We start from the raw sequence: 15,396 nt of genomic DNA on the forward strand, positions 1-15,396 counted from the left end.
ACATATGGAGTTACAATGAGTAACCAAGCCGTAAAAAAAGCACCATCGACTGAGAAGATCAGTGGTATGGACCGCTTTCTAAACTTCATTGAACGCGCCGGCAACAAAATTCCAGATCCAGCAATCCTGTTCTTCTGGGCTCTAGTTATTGTATGGGTAGCATCTGCACTTTTATCGAATCTTTCATTCGACTTAATCAACCCTCAAACGGGTGCTGCTCTTGAAGTAAACAACCTACTAACTGGTGAAGCGCTTGCTAGCTTCCTAGCGAATATGGTTACCACGTTCACAGGCTTCGCACCTCTAGGCATCGTACTTGTTGCTATGCTAGGTGTTGGCGTTGCAGATTCTTCAGGCTTCATTACGACTGGCCTTAAGAAGATGCTTAACTTCACGCCAGCTAAGCTACTAACGCCAATGCTAATTCTTGTTGCTATTGTGTCTCACACAGCAGCAGATGCAGGTTACGTTCTAGTAATCCCTCTTGGCGGTATCATCTTCCACGCGGCGGGTCGTCACCCTCTAGCGGGTATTGCAGCAGCGTTTGCTGGTGTATCAGGTGGTTTCTCTGCGAACTTTATCCCTTCAGGTATTGACCCGCTACTAGCAGGTTTCACTCAAACAGCGGCAAATGTTCTTGACCCTGAATACGTGATTAACCCTCTAGCGAACATCTTCTTTACTGGCCTATCTTCAGTTCTTATTGTTGCTATCGGTTGGTACGTAACTGAGAAAATTATCGAGCCTCGTCTTGCTAATACGCCAGTTGATGAAGATGCAGAAGCAGCACCTGATCTAGGTACGTTCACTGCAATCGAATCTAAAGCATTCAAGTTTGCTGGTTGGGCAATGGTTGCGGGTATTGGTCTGCTTATCGCGGCTCTAGTTCCTGAGAACTCAGCGCTTCGTTCGCCTGAAGGTGAGCTAACAGCGTTCTCTGCACCAGTTATGAAGTCTATCGTTCCTCTGATCTTCATCCTGTTCATCATTCCAGGTATCGTCTACGGCCGTGTAGCGGGTACTTTCAAGAACAGCAATGACGTAATCAAAGCAATGTCAGAGACAATGGCTACGATGGGCGCATACATTGTAATGTCGTTCTTCTGTGCACAATTCCTATCTGCATTCGGTCAATCAAACATCGGTACTATGCTTGCGCTTTACGGTGCTGAAGGCCTGAAAGCGATGGACCTTCCTGGTGAAGCAACGGTTGTTGGTATGATTCTACTAACGGCTTCAGTTAACCTGCTTGTAGGCTCGGCTTCAGCTAAGTGGGCTCTTATCGGTCCAATCCTAGTTCCAATGCTAATGGTTGTGGGTATCTCTCCTGAGCTATCTCAAGCGGCTTACCGTGTAGGTGACTCAGTGTCTAACATCATCTCTCCACTAATGGTGTTCTTCCCACTGGTTGTTGTTTACTGTCAGCGCTACGTTAAGTCGACAGGTATCGGTACTCTAGCTTCTCTAATGATGCCATTCTCGATTGCTATGCTAATCGGTTGGTCTATCTTCTTGCTAGCTTACTGGGCTCTTGGTATCCCACTAGGTATCCAAGCACCTTACACTTACACAATGTAAGATTGAACTAAGCAAAACTAAGCTTTATTCATTGCTAAGCCCGCACCGAAATGTGCGGGCTTTTTTTTCGCTATTTTTCTATATCCAAGACTTTTTATATATCCAAAATAAACGCACTCAGCTTATACTCCGGATCACGGCTAATTGTTGGCCGGTAAATTTAGGAAATCCAAGCCACATGAAAATTCTGCTTTTAGTAGGGTTAATTGTTTTAAATGGTCTGTTTGCCATGTCAGAGATTGCATTGGTAGCAGCAAAAAATAGTCGGCTGAAACGCTTAGCCGAAAAACACCGTTCCGCTCAGATTGCTCTTGAGCTCAAAGAAAACCCAACCCGCTTCCTCTCTACAATCCAAATCGGTATCACGGTAATCGGCCTACTCAGCGGTATTGTGGGTGAGGCGACGCTATCGGCTCCACTGGCCGTTCAACTGGAACTGTGGGGATTAGACCCAACACAAGCAAATATCTTGTCTACTGCAGTTGTGGTGGTAGGTATTACTTATTTCGCTATCGTTGTCGGTGAGTTGGTACCAAAGCGTTTTGCTCAGTCTCAAGCTGAAAACATCGCTGTGTTAGTCGCATTGCCAATCTTCTGGTTATCTAAAATCGCGACGCCGTTTGTGTTTGCATTGTCGGCTTCAACGGAAGGTATTCTTAAGTTGATGGGCCGAGGCGGAGAAGAAGATAGCGTTACTGAAGATGATATCCATGCACTTGTAAAAGAGGGCTCTGAATCGGGTGTGATTGAACGCGGCGAACAAGAGATGATTCGTAATATCTTGCAGCTTGATGATCGCCTTGTGAGCTCATTGATGACTCCGCGTCGAGACATCGATTTTCTGGATGTCGACCAACCAGTAGAGCAAATCTTAAAGAAACTGCGTTCATCAAAACACAGTGTGTTTCCATTGTGCCAAGACCACCTCAATAAAGTGGTGGGTACAGTATCAGCCAAAGCGTTACTGAATCAGGCGGGCAATTTAAGCATTCAAGTGATCATGGGGCTGTCTCGCTCGCCGATCTATGTTCCAGAATCGATGAAAGCTCTGCGTTTACTTGGCTACTTTAAAGAGTCGGGTACCGAGATGGCATTCATTGTCGACGAGTATGGCGATGTTCAAGGCCTTGTGACTCATTACGATATTCTTGAGGCGATTGCTGGCGAGCTATCGAATAACCCGAACGATCTTTGGACCGAGCAAGTGGAAGACGGTTTGCTGGTGGATGGATTGATTCCTATCAGTGAACTGAAGAACCGTTTAGAGCTGTCGGATTTTGAGGGCGAAAGCGAGAGCTTCCAAACGCTGAATGGCCTTGTGACTTGGTTAATAGGGCGTTTACCGGATGCAGGCGAAGTTGTTCAATACCAGCAGTGGCAGTTTGAAATTATCTCTGTTGAGAACAATCGCATTGTGAGTATCAAGGCGACGCCAATAGTCGATGACACAGAAGACGCTAATAGCTAACAGTTCGACCAACCAGCAAGCGGCAATGGTTCATTGTCTCTTGTTGTCTATTATCTCTTTATTGTTCATTATCACGAAGATTAGGTATGCTTCACCGCATACCTATTTTCGTTTTTATCCTTTGTTTTTTGGAGTTCCCTTTGTCAGACCATCAATTCACCCCTCAAGATGAAGTCTTCATGCGACGCGCCATCGAGGTGGCCAAGCAAGCTGAGAGTGAGGGAGAGGTTCCTGTGGGTGCTGTATTAGTGAAAGATGGGGAGATTATCTCTGAAGGATGGAACCGTTCGATTGGCAGCCACGATGCTACGGCACATGCAGAAATTGAAACCTTGCGTAAAGCCGGTCAAACCTTAGAAAACTATCGGCTACTCGATACCACTTTATACGTCACGCTAGAGCCTTGCCCAATGTGCGCAGGAGCCTTGCTACACAGCCGAGTAAAGCGCATTGTGTTTGGTGCTCCAGACTTAAAAGCGGGCGCTGCAGGTACAGTGTTGAATTTGTTTGAAAGCCAGGCCTCATACCACTATGCCGACGTTGAACATGGTTTGTTAGAGGAAGAGTGCCGTGAACAATTACAGGCGTTTTTCAAGCGTCGTAGAAAAGAGATAAAAGAGAAGCGAAAGCAAGAACGTCTGTTGGAAGAGCAGCGTTTAGAAGCAGAGATGAAGGCTAGCAACAAGAAATAGCAGCGTGCTTTCGGCACTCTCAATCGCAAGAGTGCCAAGCAAACTGATTGAGTAACTACATTTACTCAGCAATCATCTGCATGAAAGCGCGATTGCGCCAAATGATCTTCTTCTTATTATTTGAAAGCATACGCTTACGACGGTTTGCAGCAACGGTCTTATCAAGGCGTTTCGATTTCAGTTTCTTCATCATTTCAATGATTTCCTATTTGTCGTCTGACTTTTTAGTTTGGACTAACGATTTAATTATAGTGTTATTCGTTTGTTTGGCCTGTCGCACGCTTGGCTTAAATAGAAGAGCCGTTCTAGTCTAAAGCCAGCATCGTAGTGCAACAGAGCATAATCTTGATTGTGGTGTGCCGTTATAAGGTTCGATTGTTACTGTAATATGACACTCGAGATCTCATCATTATTTTCTTGCCTGCTTCCTTTATCCCTTAGTGACGAAAGAAGAGTCGAAAAAAGACAATAAAAAAGAGCAATGCTAGATGGCATTGCTCTTTTGGTTTTTATTGCGAAGGCTCAGAACTGCTTACTGTCGACTGAGCTGCGCTGATACTCGATTCAGCACCTGAGGTTTCTAAAGGTGGGATCACCACCAAACCTTCAAGGGTCGCTTCTTGTTCTTTATTGCGCTTATTTACATGGCCAATAATGCTTTGGTAATAACGGCGAATGTTTTCAACGTAGTTTCTCGCTTCATCACCACGTGCATACCCATATCGAGTTTGGCTGTAGTATTTCTTCTGTCTCAATAGAGGCAATCGGTCTTTTACATCACCCCAAGCGTCAGGATCACCACCTTGTGCTTTGGTTAAGCGGCGAGCATCCATCATGTGTCCGTAACCTACATTGTATGAGGCTAAGGCAAACCAAATCTTCTCGTGCTGAGTGATTGAATCTGGCACTCGATTCACGATACGACGCAGGTACTCAACACCACCTTGTACCGACTGTTTCGGGTCGAGACGGTTGGTTACCCCGACACTCTTCGCGGTAGGTAGTGTCAACATCATCATGCCACGAACACCCGTTGGTGAGCGTGCAACAGGATTCCAGTGTGATTCTTGGTAGGCCAAAGCGGCAATCAAGCGCCAATCAAATTCTTGAGAGTACTTTTGAAATAGCGGCGACCATTTTGGCAGCTTGCTGTCTAGTGCGCGGATAAAGGCGCGAGTATCGACGTAGTCAAAAGTACCGATGTGGCCGATGTATTTCTCTTCCAGTGAAGCCAGCTCACCAGACTGTTTTAGGTTACCGAAGAACTCAATCAACAGAGCATACAGGCTTTCATCTTCAGACTTCTGCAAATACCAAGAGATAGGTTGGTCTTCTGTCAGTTCAAAAGCCAAAGCTACGTCTGGGTATAAACGTTGTGCCAGTGACAATTCAATTGAGTCAGCCACCGTGAATAAGCGCTCGCCAGTCGAAACTTCTTTTAACAGGTCGTTGATATCAGCATTGCCGACCGCATCATAGATAAAGTCATCGTGTGTTTTCTGTAGCTGTTTTAGTGTTGGCTCAAAGTGTGAGTCTTTCACCACAACCAAAGATGGCGTTAATGTGTCAGTAGACGCCGCCTCTTCTGATTCAGTTTGCGCTTTAACAAAGTCGGCCTGACGTTCATTCTCGAAATTGATCAGTTGTTCTAGGTTTCTTGGTCGCCACTGGCCTTTTTTGTATACGACCTGTTGGCTTACGTAGTAATAAGCAGGCGCAGCACGATAAGCGCGTGTCAGTTTGTTGTTTTGCGTTAAGCCGGTCGCGATAAGATCGATTTCGCCTTTCTGCAGTGCAGGGAACAAGCCAGACAAACGGTAAGCGGGTTTAACCTCAAGCTTTACACCAAGCTCCTGCGCAAATTCACGAGCTAATTCGTAATCCAAGCCAGCAGGGCCATCAGGACCGATGTAATAAGAGAGTTGGTTATTTAGGGTGCCGACACGAAGAACGCCACGATCTCGTATCTGCTCAAGGACACTTTTAGGTTCAGATTCAATCTGACATCCAGCCAACCCAAATAGGGCGATGGCGAGCAGAAGGAACTTAGACGAAAAGATGAGCGTAAATTTAGGCATCAAAATGAAATCTCGAAAAGTGGAAGCCCCTTTATACCAAACCCCGCAAGGCTGGCAAAGCAGGTTTAATTAAACAGTTGTAAAAGTGGTGATAAATGCAGCAAAAGTACCATTTACGCAGAAAGATAAAAAAAATCACGCAAACGGTTGCTTTTGGTGTTACGTCACAAAAAGAAATGCTTTATAATGCGCTCGCATTGAAGAGGTGGAATCGGCATAGGTTTGGCAACCTTCGGGAATAGCTTCGAAGAAAACAGTTAGGTTGTTCCTATAACCCACTGAATTTATTCCAATACTACCTTAATCAACTGCATAAGAGACGTAAGCACATGAGAATTTTGCGTGGCTCCCCAGCTCTATCTGAGTTTCGTGTTAACAAGCTTTTAGAGCTTTGTCGTGAATTAAGCTTACCTGTAACAGGTATTTACGCTGAGTTTGCCCACTTTGCTGATCTAACGTCAGACCTAGATGAGTCTGAAGTTGAGAAGCTAGAAAAGCTACTGACTTACGGTCCAACGATTGAAGAGCATGAACCTGAAGGTTTACTGCTGCTTGCAACGCCACGCCCAGGCACTATCTCGCCTTGGTCTTCAAAATCAACCGATATCGCACACAACTGCGGACTGGCTAAAGTGTCACGTCTAGAGCGCGGTACTGCTTTCTACATTGAAACCTCTGCTGAACTTTCTGAACTTCAACTTGTTGAGCTGAAAGCAATCCTGCACGACCGTATGATGGAAGTGGTTTTCACTGACTTCGAATCAGCGGCGGCACTATTTACCGTTGCTGAACCTGCTCCTTATGCGGAAGTTGACCTATTAACTGGCGGACGTAAAGCGCTTGAAAAAGCAAACGTTACCCTAGGTCTTGCACTTGCAGAAGATGAGATTGATTACCTTCTTGAAAGCTTCACTGAGAAGCTAGGTCGCAACCCGACTGACATCGAGCTAATGATGTTTGCACAAGCGAACTCAGAGCACTGTCGTCACAAGATCTTTAACGCTGATTGGACTATCGACGGCGTTAAACAAGAAAAATCATTGTTCAAGATGATTAAGAACACCTTTGAAACGACACCAGAGCACGTTCTGTCTGCTTATAAAGATAACGCAGCGGTAATGACAGGTTCTGAAGTAGGTCGTTTCTTCCCAGATCCAGAAACTCGCCAGTACAACTACCACCAAGAGAAAACACACATCTTGATGAAAGTTGAAACGCACAACCACCCAACGGCAATCTCTCCGTGGCCGGGCGCATCGACAGGTTCAGGCGGTGAAATTCGTGATGAAGGCGCAACCGGTATTGGTGGTAAGCCAAAAGCGGGTCTTGTTGCTTTCTCTGTATCTAACCTTAAGATCCCTAACTTCGTTCAACCTTGGGAAACTGACTTTGGCAAGCCAAGCCGTATCGTAACTGCTCTGGATATCATGCTTGAAGGTCCTCTTGGTGGTGCGGCATTCAACAACGAATTTGGTCGTCCAAACCTACTTGGTTACTTCCGTACTTACGAAGAGAAAGTAAACTCTCACGCAGGTGAAGAAGTGCGTGGTTACCACAAACCAATCATGCTAGCTGGTGGTCTTGGCAACATCCGTGATGAGCACGTTCAGAAGAAAGAGATCCCAGTAGGTGCAAGCCTAATCGTTCTTGGTGGTCCTGCGATGAACATCGGCCTTGGTGGCGGTGCGGCATCTTCAATGGATTCTGGTTCTTCTTCTGAAGATCTTGATTTCGCTTCTGTACAACGTGAAAACCCAGAAATGGAGCGTCGTTGTCAGGAAGTTATCGACCGTTGTTGGCAGTTAGGTGATGCGAACCCAATCGCATTCATCCACGATGTGGGCGCGGGCGGTATCTCGAACGCACTTCCTGAGCTAGTAGACGATGGCGAGCGTGGCGGTATCTTTAACCTACGTGACGTACCAAACGATGAGCCGGGCATGAGCCCACTTGAGATCTGGTGTAACGAATCTCAAGAGCGTTATGTAATGGCGGTTGCTGATAAAGACATGGCAACGTTCGACGCGATTTGTAAGCGTGAACGTGCACCGTACGCAGTGGTTGGTAAAGCAACTGAAGAACGTGATCTGAAATTAGAAGATTCGCACTTCGACAACACGCCAATCGACATGCCAATGGACATCCTATTAGGTAAAACACCTAAGATGCACCGTGACGCGAAAACGCTAAAAGCTAACAACCCTGCGATTGACCGTTCTGGCATCGAGATGAACGAAGCGGTTGACCGTGTTCTTCGCTTGCCAACAGTCGCTGAGAAAACATTCCTTATCACCATCGGTGACCGCTCGGTAACAGGCCTTGTAGCTCGTGACCAAATGGTTGGTCCATGGCAGGTTCCTGTTGCTAACTGCGCAGTAACAGCGGCAAGCTACGACTCTTACCACGGTGAGGCTATGTCTCTTGGTGAGCGTACGCCAGTGGCACTTCTAGACTTCGGCGCATCGGCTCGTCTAGCGGTTGGTGAAGCAATTACTAACATCGCAGCGACCAACATCGGCGATATCAAACACATTAAACTGTCGGCTAACTGGATGTCTCCAGCAGGTCACCCAGGTGAAGATGCAGGTCTTTACGAAGCGGTTAAAGCGGTTGGTGAAGAGCTGTGTCCAGCTCTGGGTTTAACTATCCCAGTGGGTAAAGACTCAATGTCGATGAAGACTAAGTGGGAAGAGAACGGCGAGCAGAAAGAAGTCACATCTCCACTATCTCTTGTTATCACTGCGTTCGCACGTGTTGAAGATGTTCGTAAGACAATCACTCCTCAACTGCGTACTGACAAAGGTAATACAAGCCTAGTTCTTATCGACCTAGGTAACGGCAAAAACCGTATGGGTGCGACAGCACTTGCACAGGTTTACAAGCAGCTTGGTGATAAGCCAGCAGACGTAGACAACGCAGCGCAACTAAAAGGTTTCTACGAAGGCGTTCAAGCACTTGTAGCGAACGACCAAGTTGTCGCTTACCACGATAAAGGTGATGGTGGTCTATTCGTAACGCTAGCTGAAATGGCGTTCGCAGGTCACTGTGGTGTTAACGCTGATATTGCGGCGTTAGGCGAAGATACGCTTGCGGCACTATTCAACGAAGAGCTAGGTGCTGTAATCCAAGTTCGCAACGATGACCTAGACGCAGTACTTGCTACTCTTGCAGCAAACGGTCTAGAAGCGTGTTCACACGTAATCGGTTCTGTTGAAGCCTCTGATGAGCTAGTGATTAAGTCTGGCGAGTCTGTAGTGATTGAACGTAACCGTACTGAACTACGTACTATCTGGGCTGAGACGACGCATAAAATGCAAGGTCTACGTGATAACCCAATGTGTGCTGACCAAGAGCACGAAGCGAAGAAAGACAACTCAGACCCAGGTCTGAACGTGAAACTGAACTTTGACGTAAACGAAGACATCGCAGCACCGTTCATCAACACAGGTGCTAAGCCTAAGATGGCGATTCTACGTGAGCAGGGTGTTAACTCTCACGTTGAAATGGCAGCAGCATTTGACCGTGCAGGCTTCGAAGCAACTGACATTCACATGAGCGATATCTTAACGGGTCAAGCGGTTCTAGAAGAGTACAACGGCCTTGTGGCTTGTGGTGGCTTCTCTTACGGTGATGTACTAGGCGCTGGTGAAGGTTGGGCTAAGTCAGTTCTGTTTAACGACTCTACGCGTGACCAATTTGAAAACTTCTTCAAGCGTGAAGATACCTTCTCTCTAGGTGTGTGTAACGGTTGTCAGATGTTGTCTAATCTACGTGAACTTATCCCTGGTGCTGAGTACTGGCCACGTTTCGTTCGCAATGAATCAGAGCGTTTTGAAGCGCGTTTCAGCCTAGTTGAAGTTCAGAAGTCAGATTCTGTATTCTTCAACGGCATGGAAGGTTCTCGTATGCCAATCGCTGTTTCTCACGGTGAAGGCCGCGTAGAAGTACGTGACAACGACCACCTAAACGCGATTGAAAACTCAGGTACAGTTGCTCTACGTTACGTTGATAACAACGGTAACCAAACGCAGCAATACCCGAACAACCCGAACGGTTCGCCAAACGCTATCACTGGTTTAACGACGACTGACGGCCGCGTGACTATCATGATGCCTCACCCAGAGCGTGTATTCCGCACGGTTGCAAACTCTTGGTCTCCGGAAGGTTGGGGCGAGAATGGCGCTTGGATGCGTATGTTCCAAAACGCACGTAAGAATGTGGGTTAATCACTTTCTTACTCGCCGCATTAATCTAGGCTAGGTTATGCAAAAATGAAAAGCGCAGATCGAAAGGTCTGCGCTTTTTTATTTCTCGAAATTTAGGAACCAGAGCGAAGAAATTAACGTTTGCAGTTTGCTGTTCTAAAAATCTCCACTACGCTAAATGTTATGGAATCAATTTGTTAGGCAAAAATTTCTGTATGTGTGCAGGTTTGGCTATGCAAAAACTGAATCAATCATCGTGGCATAAGAGGGAACTATGAAAACAACAATCACAAAAGCAGTTGCAGTGGCAGCGATTGTCATGTCGTTAGCTGGGTGTGTAGGTAGTAACGCCGTTACTGGTAAATTAATGAAGTTCAACGTTGAGGTGGTGGATAACCGTTACGCTCGTGCAGGGGTCAACTTCTTGCTTGCTCCGGTTTATGCACTAACAACCGCAGCCGATTACATCGTATTTAACTCGATCGAATTCTGGGCGGGTAAAAACCCATTGACTGGTGCGCCTCACATCTTCGATAGTAAAGTCGATACCATGATTGATGTGAACGACAGCCTTGATGATTCACTGAAAGATGCGCCACTTGGCTTCAACAATCGTCAGATTGAATGGGGTGAGATGCAGCAGATCGATGAGAACACCATTCGTATGGACATTACTTACAACGATGGTCAAAAAGCAGTACTGACAGGCGTTCGTGATGGTGACAAGGTCAGCTACTACATGGATGGCACGCTAGTTTCAGAGACTTCTATTCAGGCTCTTGAGCAGTTAGCCGCAGAGAAAGCATAACCCACACTGATCTGCTTATATAAAAGAAAAGCCGTTGGATTTAACCCCAACGGCTTCGTACTTTCTAGCATCTAGCATCTAGCATCTAGCATCTAGCGCTTAGATTAGTTGTTGCTGTGTAGCTCGCTGTTTAGCTCAACAGCAGACTTGTTCGCAAGACATTCAATTTGGCCAGTGATTGAGTTACGACGGAACAGAAGGTCAGAAACGCCAGCTAGGTCGCGAGCTTTAATGATTTCTACTTCGTTGCCTTCTTTATCTAGCATGCGAACCTTAGTACCCGCAGTCACGTAAAGACCAGACTCAACCGTACAACGGTCGCCCATTGGGAAGCCAAGACCCGCGTTTGCACCTAGTAGGCAGTTTTCGCCGATAGAGATAACCATAGTACCGCCACCAGACAGAGTACCCATGATAGAAGCGCCGCCGCCGATGTCTGAACCGTTACCTACAACAACACCCGCAGAGATACGACCTTCAACCATGCTCACGCCAGTTGTACCAGCATTGAAGTTGATGAAACCTTCGTGCATTACTGTTGTGCCTTCACCCACATGTGCGCCAAGACGAACACGAGAAGTATCAGCAATACGAATACCTGTTGGTACTACGTAATCCACCATTTTAGGGAACTTGTCTACGCAATCTACAGATAGAGCGCGACCAGCTAGGCGAGCTTCGATTTGACGCTCAGCCAGCTCAGGAAGGTCGATTGGACCTTCGTTAGTCCATGCGATGTTGTGCAGTAGACCGAAGATACCGTCTAGTACTGTACCGTGCGGTTGAACTAGGCGGTTAGAGATAAGTTGTAGCTTAAGGAAGCCTTCAGCAACCGATGCTGGCTTCTCGTCAGTCGCAAGAACAACAAGAACAAGTGGTTGCTCAGATGCTGTCGCTTTTTCTGCGAAAGATGCGTTAGCTGCATCATCGTTTGCTGCGAATGCCTTCGCCAGTTCTGCGCTTTGTGCAGCAGAGATTTCGATAGCTTGGTTGCCTTCAGAGTAACCTGATACTTCTGCCACAGCCGCTACAAGAGCGTCGCTTGGGTTTAGAAGTGGGTTAGGGAAGAACGCTTCAATGATTTTATTGTCGCGATTTTTGGTTGCCGTACCGAAGGCTAGTGAAAAGTAAGCCATGTTGAATCTCCATGTGTTGAGTCTTGATTTTGCTATTCCAAAACAACGGCTCGAATAACAAGCGCTGCCGTTAGCAAAGTTAATTTAATTGCGTTCATCATAAAGAGAGCGCCCTCGTTATGAAAGGGCGCATTGGGATAAAGTCTGTAAAATGATATTGCTTGTCTTTCTAGCGATAGTTTTCATTATCCGGATACTACACCGTGTTCTTAATCTTACGGCGTTTTATTTAACCAATCAGTATGCTTTCATTTCCATGCCTGACACTTATCTTTAGTCCATCCTCTTGTTAGCCGTATCAATAGAGTGAGTCACACTTTCTTTATAAATCCATGTTTATTATCAGAATTATTCGACTTCTGTTGATTAATCGCTTGTGCCTACAGTTAGGGTAAATACTCAACTTTCCAGACATGTAATTAAGAGAACGATCACTAAAACCCTGCAAGATGTCAGTATATTGCCTGCCATAACGACATTAAAACGATTAATAAAGGATCTTCTATGAATTTTACTAAGTCTTTACTGGTGTTATCTATCGGCGTAGCGATGGTTGGTTGTGGCTCGGACAGTGACGATATTATTGTTCCCGATATGACATTACGCATTGCACATGTGAATGACACTCACTCAAACTTTGATCCTGTAAAATCAAGTTTTACTATGGGTGCTGATGGCAAGAAGGTTTATAACGAATTTGGCGGTTATCCTCGCCTATTGAAAGCCGCTGATGATATCAAAGCGGGTGCTAAAGCTGACAAAGAACCTTTGTTATTCTTGCATGGTGGTGACGCATGGCAAGGTACCGCTTACTTTAAGCTAAATGAAGGTGCCGCAAACGCAGACTTGTTGTCACAGATGGGGTTAGATGCAATGGTACTTGGGAACCATGAATTCGATTTAGATACTGACAAGCTCGCATCGTTCATCAATACAGTTAGTTTTCCCGTGCTAGCAAATAATATGGATACATCAAAAGATCAGTCTTTAAGTAATGTAGATAATTTATACCCTTATCAATTGTTTGCATTTGAAGGCTCAGAAAAAAGAGCAATTACCTCTGTTTCTGATGCAAATGATGATGAGAAAGTTGTCGCTGTAATCGGTGTTGTTTTGGGGGATATGCCAACGATAGCTACCGGAACTGGTGATGTGACATTTAGTGACCAAATTACAGCAACTCAAGCCACTATAAATGATTTAAAAACCAAGGGTGTGAATAAAATCATTGTTCTATCACACATAGGGAATGCTGCCGATAAGGAGCTTGCTGCCAATACAACGGGTATCGATATTATTGTTGGCGGTCACTCTCATACTTTACTAGGTGACTTTACCGACCTTGATCAAGGTAATAATGGTATTTATGCCGAAATGATTCCACAAAAAGACAAGGTACAAAAGACTTGTGTGGTTCAAGCTGGTCAGTATGCGGAAGCTATCGGAGACGTTGATGTATCATTTGACATAAATGGTAATCTTCTCTCCTGCGTTGGGAACAATACTCTATTATCAAATGATGAGTTTTATCACGATTCTCATCGAGAGCATCAAATGATTAGTTCTGATAAAGATGATGTAACTTCGTTTATTGATAATAACGACAAAATTACGATAAAAGATGAAGATATAGATTTAAGAACCCGTATCGACGCAACTTATAAGCCAGCTCTTGAAGCTGCGTATGGTGATGTTGTTGCAGCTGCACCGACTGAAATCGGTCATGAGCGTCGTCCTGGTGACGCTGGAACTGATAAGCACGGTTCAGATGTTGCTCCGATGATTGCTCAAGGTATGATTTATTGGGCAAATCAACCGTCGGTAACAGCGGTTACCGGTAAAAATGTTCAGATTGGTTTGGTGGGAGCTGGTGGTGTTCGAACGGATATCGCGTCAGGTGATTTCAGGGAAGGCAATGCGACGTTAGAATTATTACCATTCTCGAACTACTTGTCTATTTTAACCGTTAAAGGCGAAGTGATTCGAAATCTTATCGACACCACAATTGAGCCGACACTTGCGGAAGGTGCTCATGCTGGTAAGTTCCCATATGTATCGGGTATGCGTTACACGTTTACAGAAGATGTGAAAGGTGTATCAGGTTCAGTGACGAGCCTGGAGGTTAATACTGGAACTGAAGAAAACCCAGTATGGACGACAATGAACGATGCTGATAACTACATTGTTATCGTTAATAACTATAATGCAAGTGGTAGTGATGGTTGGAATGTATTAGGCGATGCTCAGTTAACATCAACAGATCGTCAAGATATTGTGATTTCAGGCAATGGTTTTAAAACTTACAAAGTTAATAACCTGACATACGATGGAAGTACCGAGAAATATAGCGTCAACTATGATGGTGGTATTAAACCATGTGCGGAAGGCTCAGGTGACGCATGTAATACTGATGCAGAATCATTTATTTCTTGGGCTGAGCATAAGAAAGTATTAGAGCCGCTAGGATTTGAAACAACAACGATTGAATATAAATAGTATTGATACGCTCTTATCGGAGTGTCATGTATTGTTAATTAAAGCCTTCAAATACAAGGTTATAGATTAACAATAAAATAAAAATAGCCAGCGAATCGCTGGCTATTTTTGTATCAGAAATTTGTTGTTCTGAGCTTAAATAAACAGCGCTTTATGAGCTTGCTCGATCCCTTCAATCAGCATCTGCATACCGATAACGGCGAGTATCAAACCCATCATTCGGGTAATTACATTCAATGCACTTGGTCCAACGGCTTTCACGAAGCGTTCGCCGAATACAAACAGTATGTAGGTTAAGGTACACAGTAGACCAAAGGCGACGATGGTGATGATGGTTTCGTAGATCCCTTCGGTGCTGGCAAAGTTCATCGCGGTGGCAATGGTACCCGGGCCAGCCAATATTGGCATTGCCAATGGCGAGACGGCGATACTGAGCGCTGCATCTTGTTGGGCGTCAGAGTTGACCTTCTCTTTCGCTTTAGAGTGCGTTGAGTCACCTTGCAGCATGTGAAAGCCAATCAAGAACACGAGGATCCCGCCGGTGATGCGAAGCGCGTAAAGCGTGATACCAAATAGGTCGAAGATGAGCTTACCCGACACAGCAAAGGTGCTGACGATTATAAAGGCGATGAACACCGAGCGGAAAGCGATAGACTTGACCGTTTCCCTATCATTGTCGCCCGTTAATCCAAGAAAGATCGGTGTGTTGGCGATAGGGTTCATGATGGCGAAAAATCCCATGAACACGGTAATGGTATGAATGATGAGCTCTTTCATATTATTCCTTTGAAAATATGCAGTTAAATACGACAGCAGAATGTATTTAATCTTAGATACAAATAATTATTAGAAATAGATAGTAGAGCAAGTGTGAATAAAAAACAGCCAGCATAAGGCTGGCTGTTTGGTTTTAGTGATAGGTGTAGAGTTTTAGT

At 45.3% G+C, this 15,396-nt stretch carries 10 protein-coding genes; 6 read left to right on the plus strand and 4 right to left on the minus strand.

Annotation, left to right across the window (positions count from 1 at the left end; translation table 11 throughout):
* Nucleotides 1-15 precede the first annotated feature (15 nt).
* The 3 genes from MSG38_RS20575 to tadA all read left to right on the plus strand — a co-directional run bounded on the left by MSG38_RS20575 (nt 16) and on the right by tadA (nt 3,738).
* Nucleotides 16-1,578, plus strand: a complete 1,563-nt coding sequence (locus MSG38_RS20575; RefSeq protein ID WP_048608034.1) for an AbgT family transporter — start codon at nt 16-18, stop codon at nt 1,576-1,578.
* A 178-nt stretch (nt 1,579-1,756) separates the two neighbouring features.
* Nucleotides 1,757-3,046: a hemolysin family protein gene (locus MSG38_RS20580; protein ID WP_050646966.1), complete on the plus strand. Its 1,290-nt coding sequence runs from the start codon at nt 1,757-1,759 to the stop codon at nt 3,044-3,046.
* 86 nt (nt 3,047-3,132) lie between these two features.
* Complete coding sequence (gene tadA, locus MSG38_RS20585) at nt 3,133-3,738, plus strand: tRNA adenosine(34) deaminase TadA (protein ID WP_248402495.1); 606 nt, start codon at nt 3,133-3,135, stop codon at nt 3,736-3,738.
* 61 nt (nt 3,739-3,799) lie between these two features.
* Here the strand turns inward: tadA and MSG38_RS24000 are convergent, their stop codons facing one another.
* Entirely contained in the window at nt 3,800-3,931 is a 132-nt protein-coding gene (locus tag MSG38_RS24000; RefSeq protein WP_017059878.1) for a hypothetical protein, read from the minus strand.
* A 316-nt stretch (nt 3,932-4,247) separates the two neighbouring features.
* Nucleotides 4,248-5,816 carry a membrane-bound lytic murein transglycosylase MltF gene (mltF, locus tag MSG38_RS20590; RefSeq protein ID WP_048614314.1) on the minus strand — a complete coding sequence of 523 codons (1,569 nt, stop codon included), beginning with the start codon at nt 5,814-5,816 and terminating at the stop codon, nt 4,248-4,250.
* Nucleotides 5,817-6,145: 329 nt separating this feature from the next.
* Between mltF and purL the strand changes: the two genes are divergently transcribed.
* Both purL and MSG38_RS20600 read left to right on the plus strand, forming a co-directional pair.
* Nucleotides 6,146-10,042: a phosphoribosylformylglycinamidine synthase gene (purL, locus tag MSG38_RS20595; RefSeq protein WP_248402496.1), complete on the plus strand. Its 3,897-nt coding sequence runs from the start codon at nt 6,146-6,148 to the stop codon at nt 10,040-10,042.
* A 253-nt stretch (nt 10,043-10,295) separates the two neighbouring features.
* Complete coding sequence (locus tag MSG38_RS20600) at nt 10,296-10,829, plus strand: DUF3332 domain-containing protein (protein ID WP_048608024.1); 534 nt, start codon at nt 10,296-10,298, stop codon at nt 10,827-10,829.
* A 104-nt stretch (nt 10,830-10,933) separates the two neighbouring features.
* On the opposite strand, the gene dapD is transcribed toward MSG38_RS20600, so the two are convergent.
* On the minus strand, nt 10,934-11,965 hold the full coding sequence (dapD, locus tag MSG38_RS20605; protein WP_081231162.1) for a 2,3,4,5-tetrahydropyridine-2,6-dicarboxylate N-succinyltransferase: 1,032 nt from the start codon (nt 11,963-11,965) through the stop codon (nt 10,934-10,936).
* 504 nt (nt 11,966-12,469) lie between these two features.
* On the opposite strand from dapD, the gene MSG38_RS20610 reads away from it, so the two are divergent.
* A complete protein-coding gene (locus tag MSG38_RS20610) occupies nt 12,470-14,461 on the plus strand; it encodes a bifunctional metallophosphatase/5'-nucleotidase (protein WP_248402497.1) in 1,992 nt (663 codons plus the stop codon).
* Between the two features lie 135 nt (nt 14,462-14,596).
* On the opposite strand, the gene MSG38_RS20615 is transcribed toward MSG38_RS20610, so the two are convergent.
* Nucleotides 14,597-15,238 carry a MarC family protein gene (locus MSG38_RS20615; protein ID WP_248402498.1) on the minus strand — a complete coding sequence of 214 codons (642 nt, stop codon included), beginning with the start codon at nt 15,236-15,238 and terminating at the stop codon, nt 14,597-14,599.
* Nucleotides 15,239-15,396: the final 158 nt, after the last annotated feature.

It is taken from the genome of Vibrio sp. 1CM24A (assembly GCF_023161725.1).
GTDB classification, from domain to species: domain Bacteria; phylum Pseudomonadota; class Gammaproteobacteria; order Enterobacterales; family Vibrionaceae; genus Vibrio; species Vibrio coralliirubri.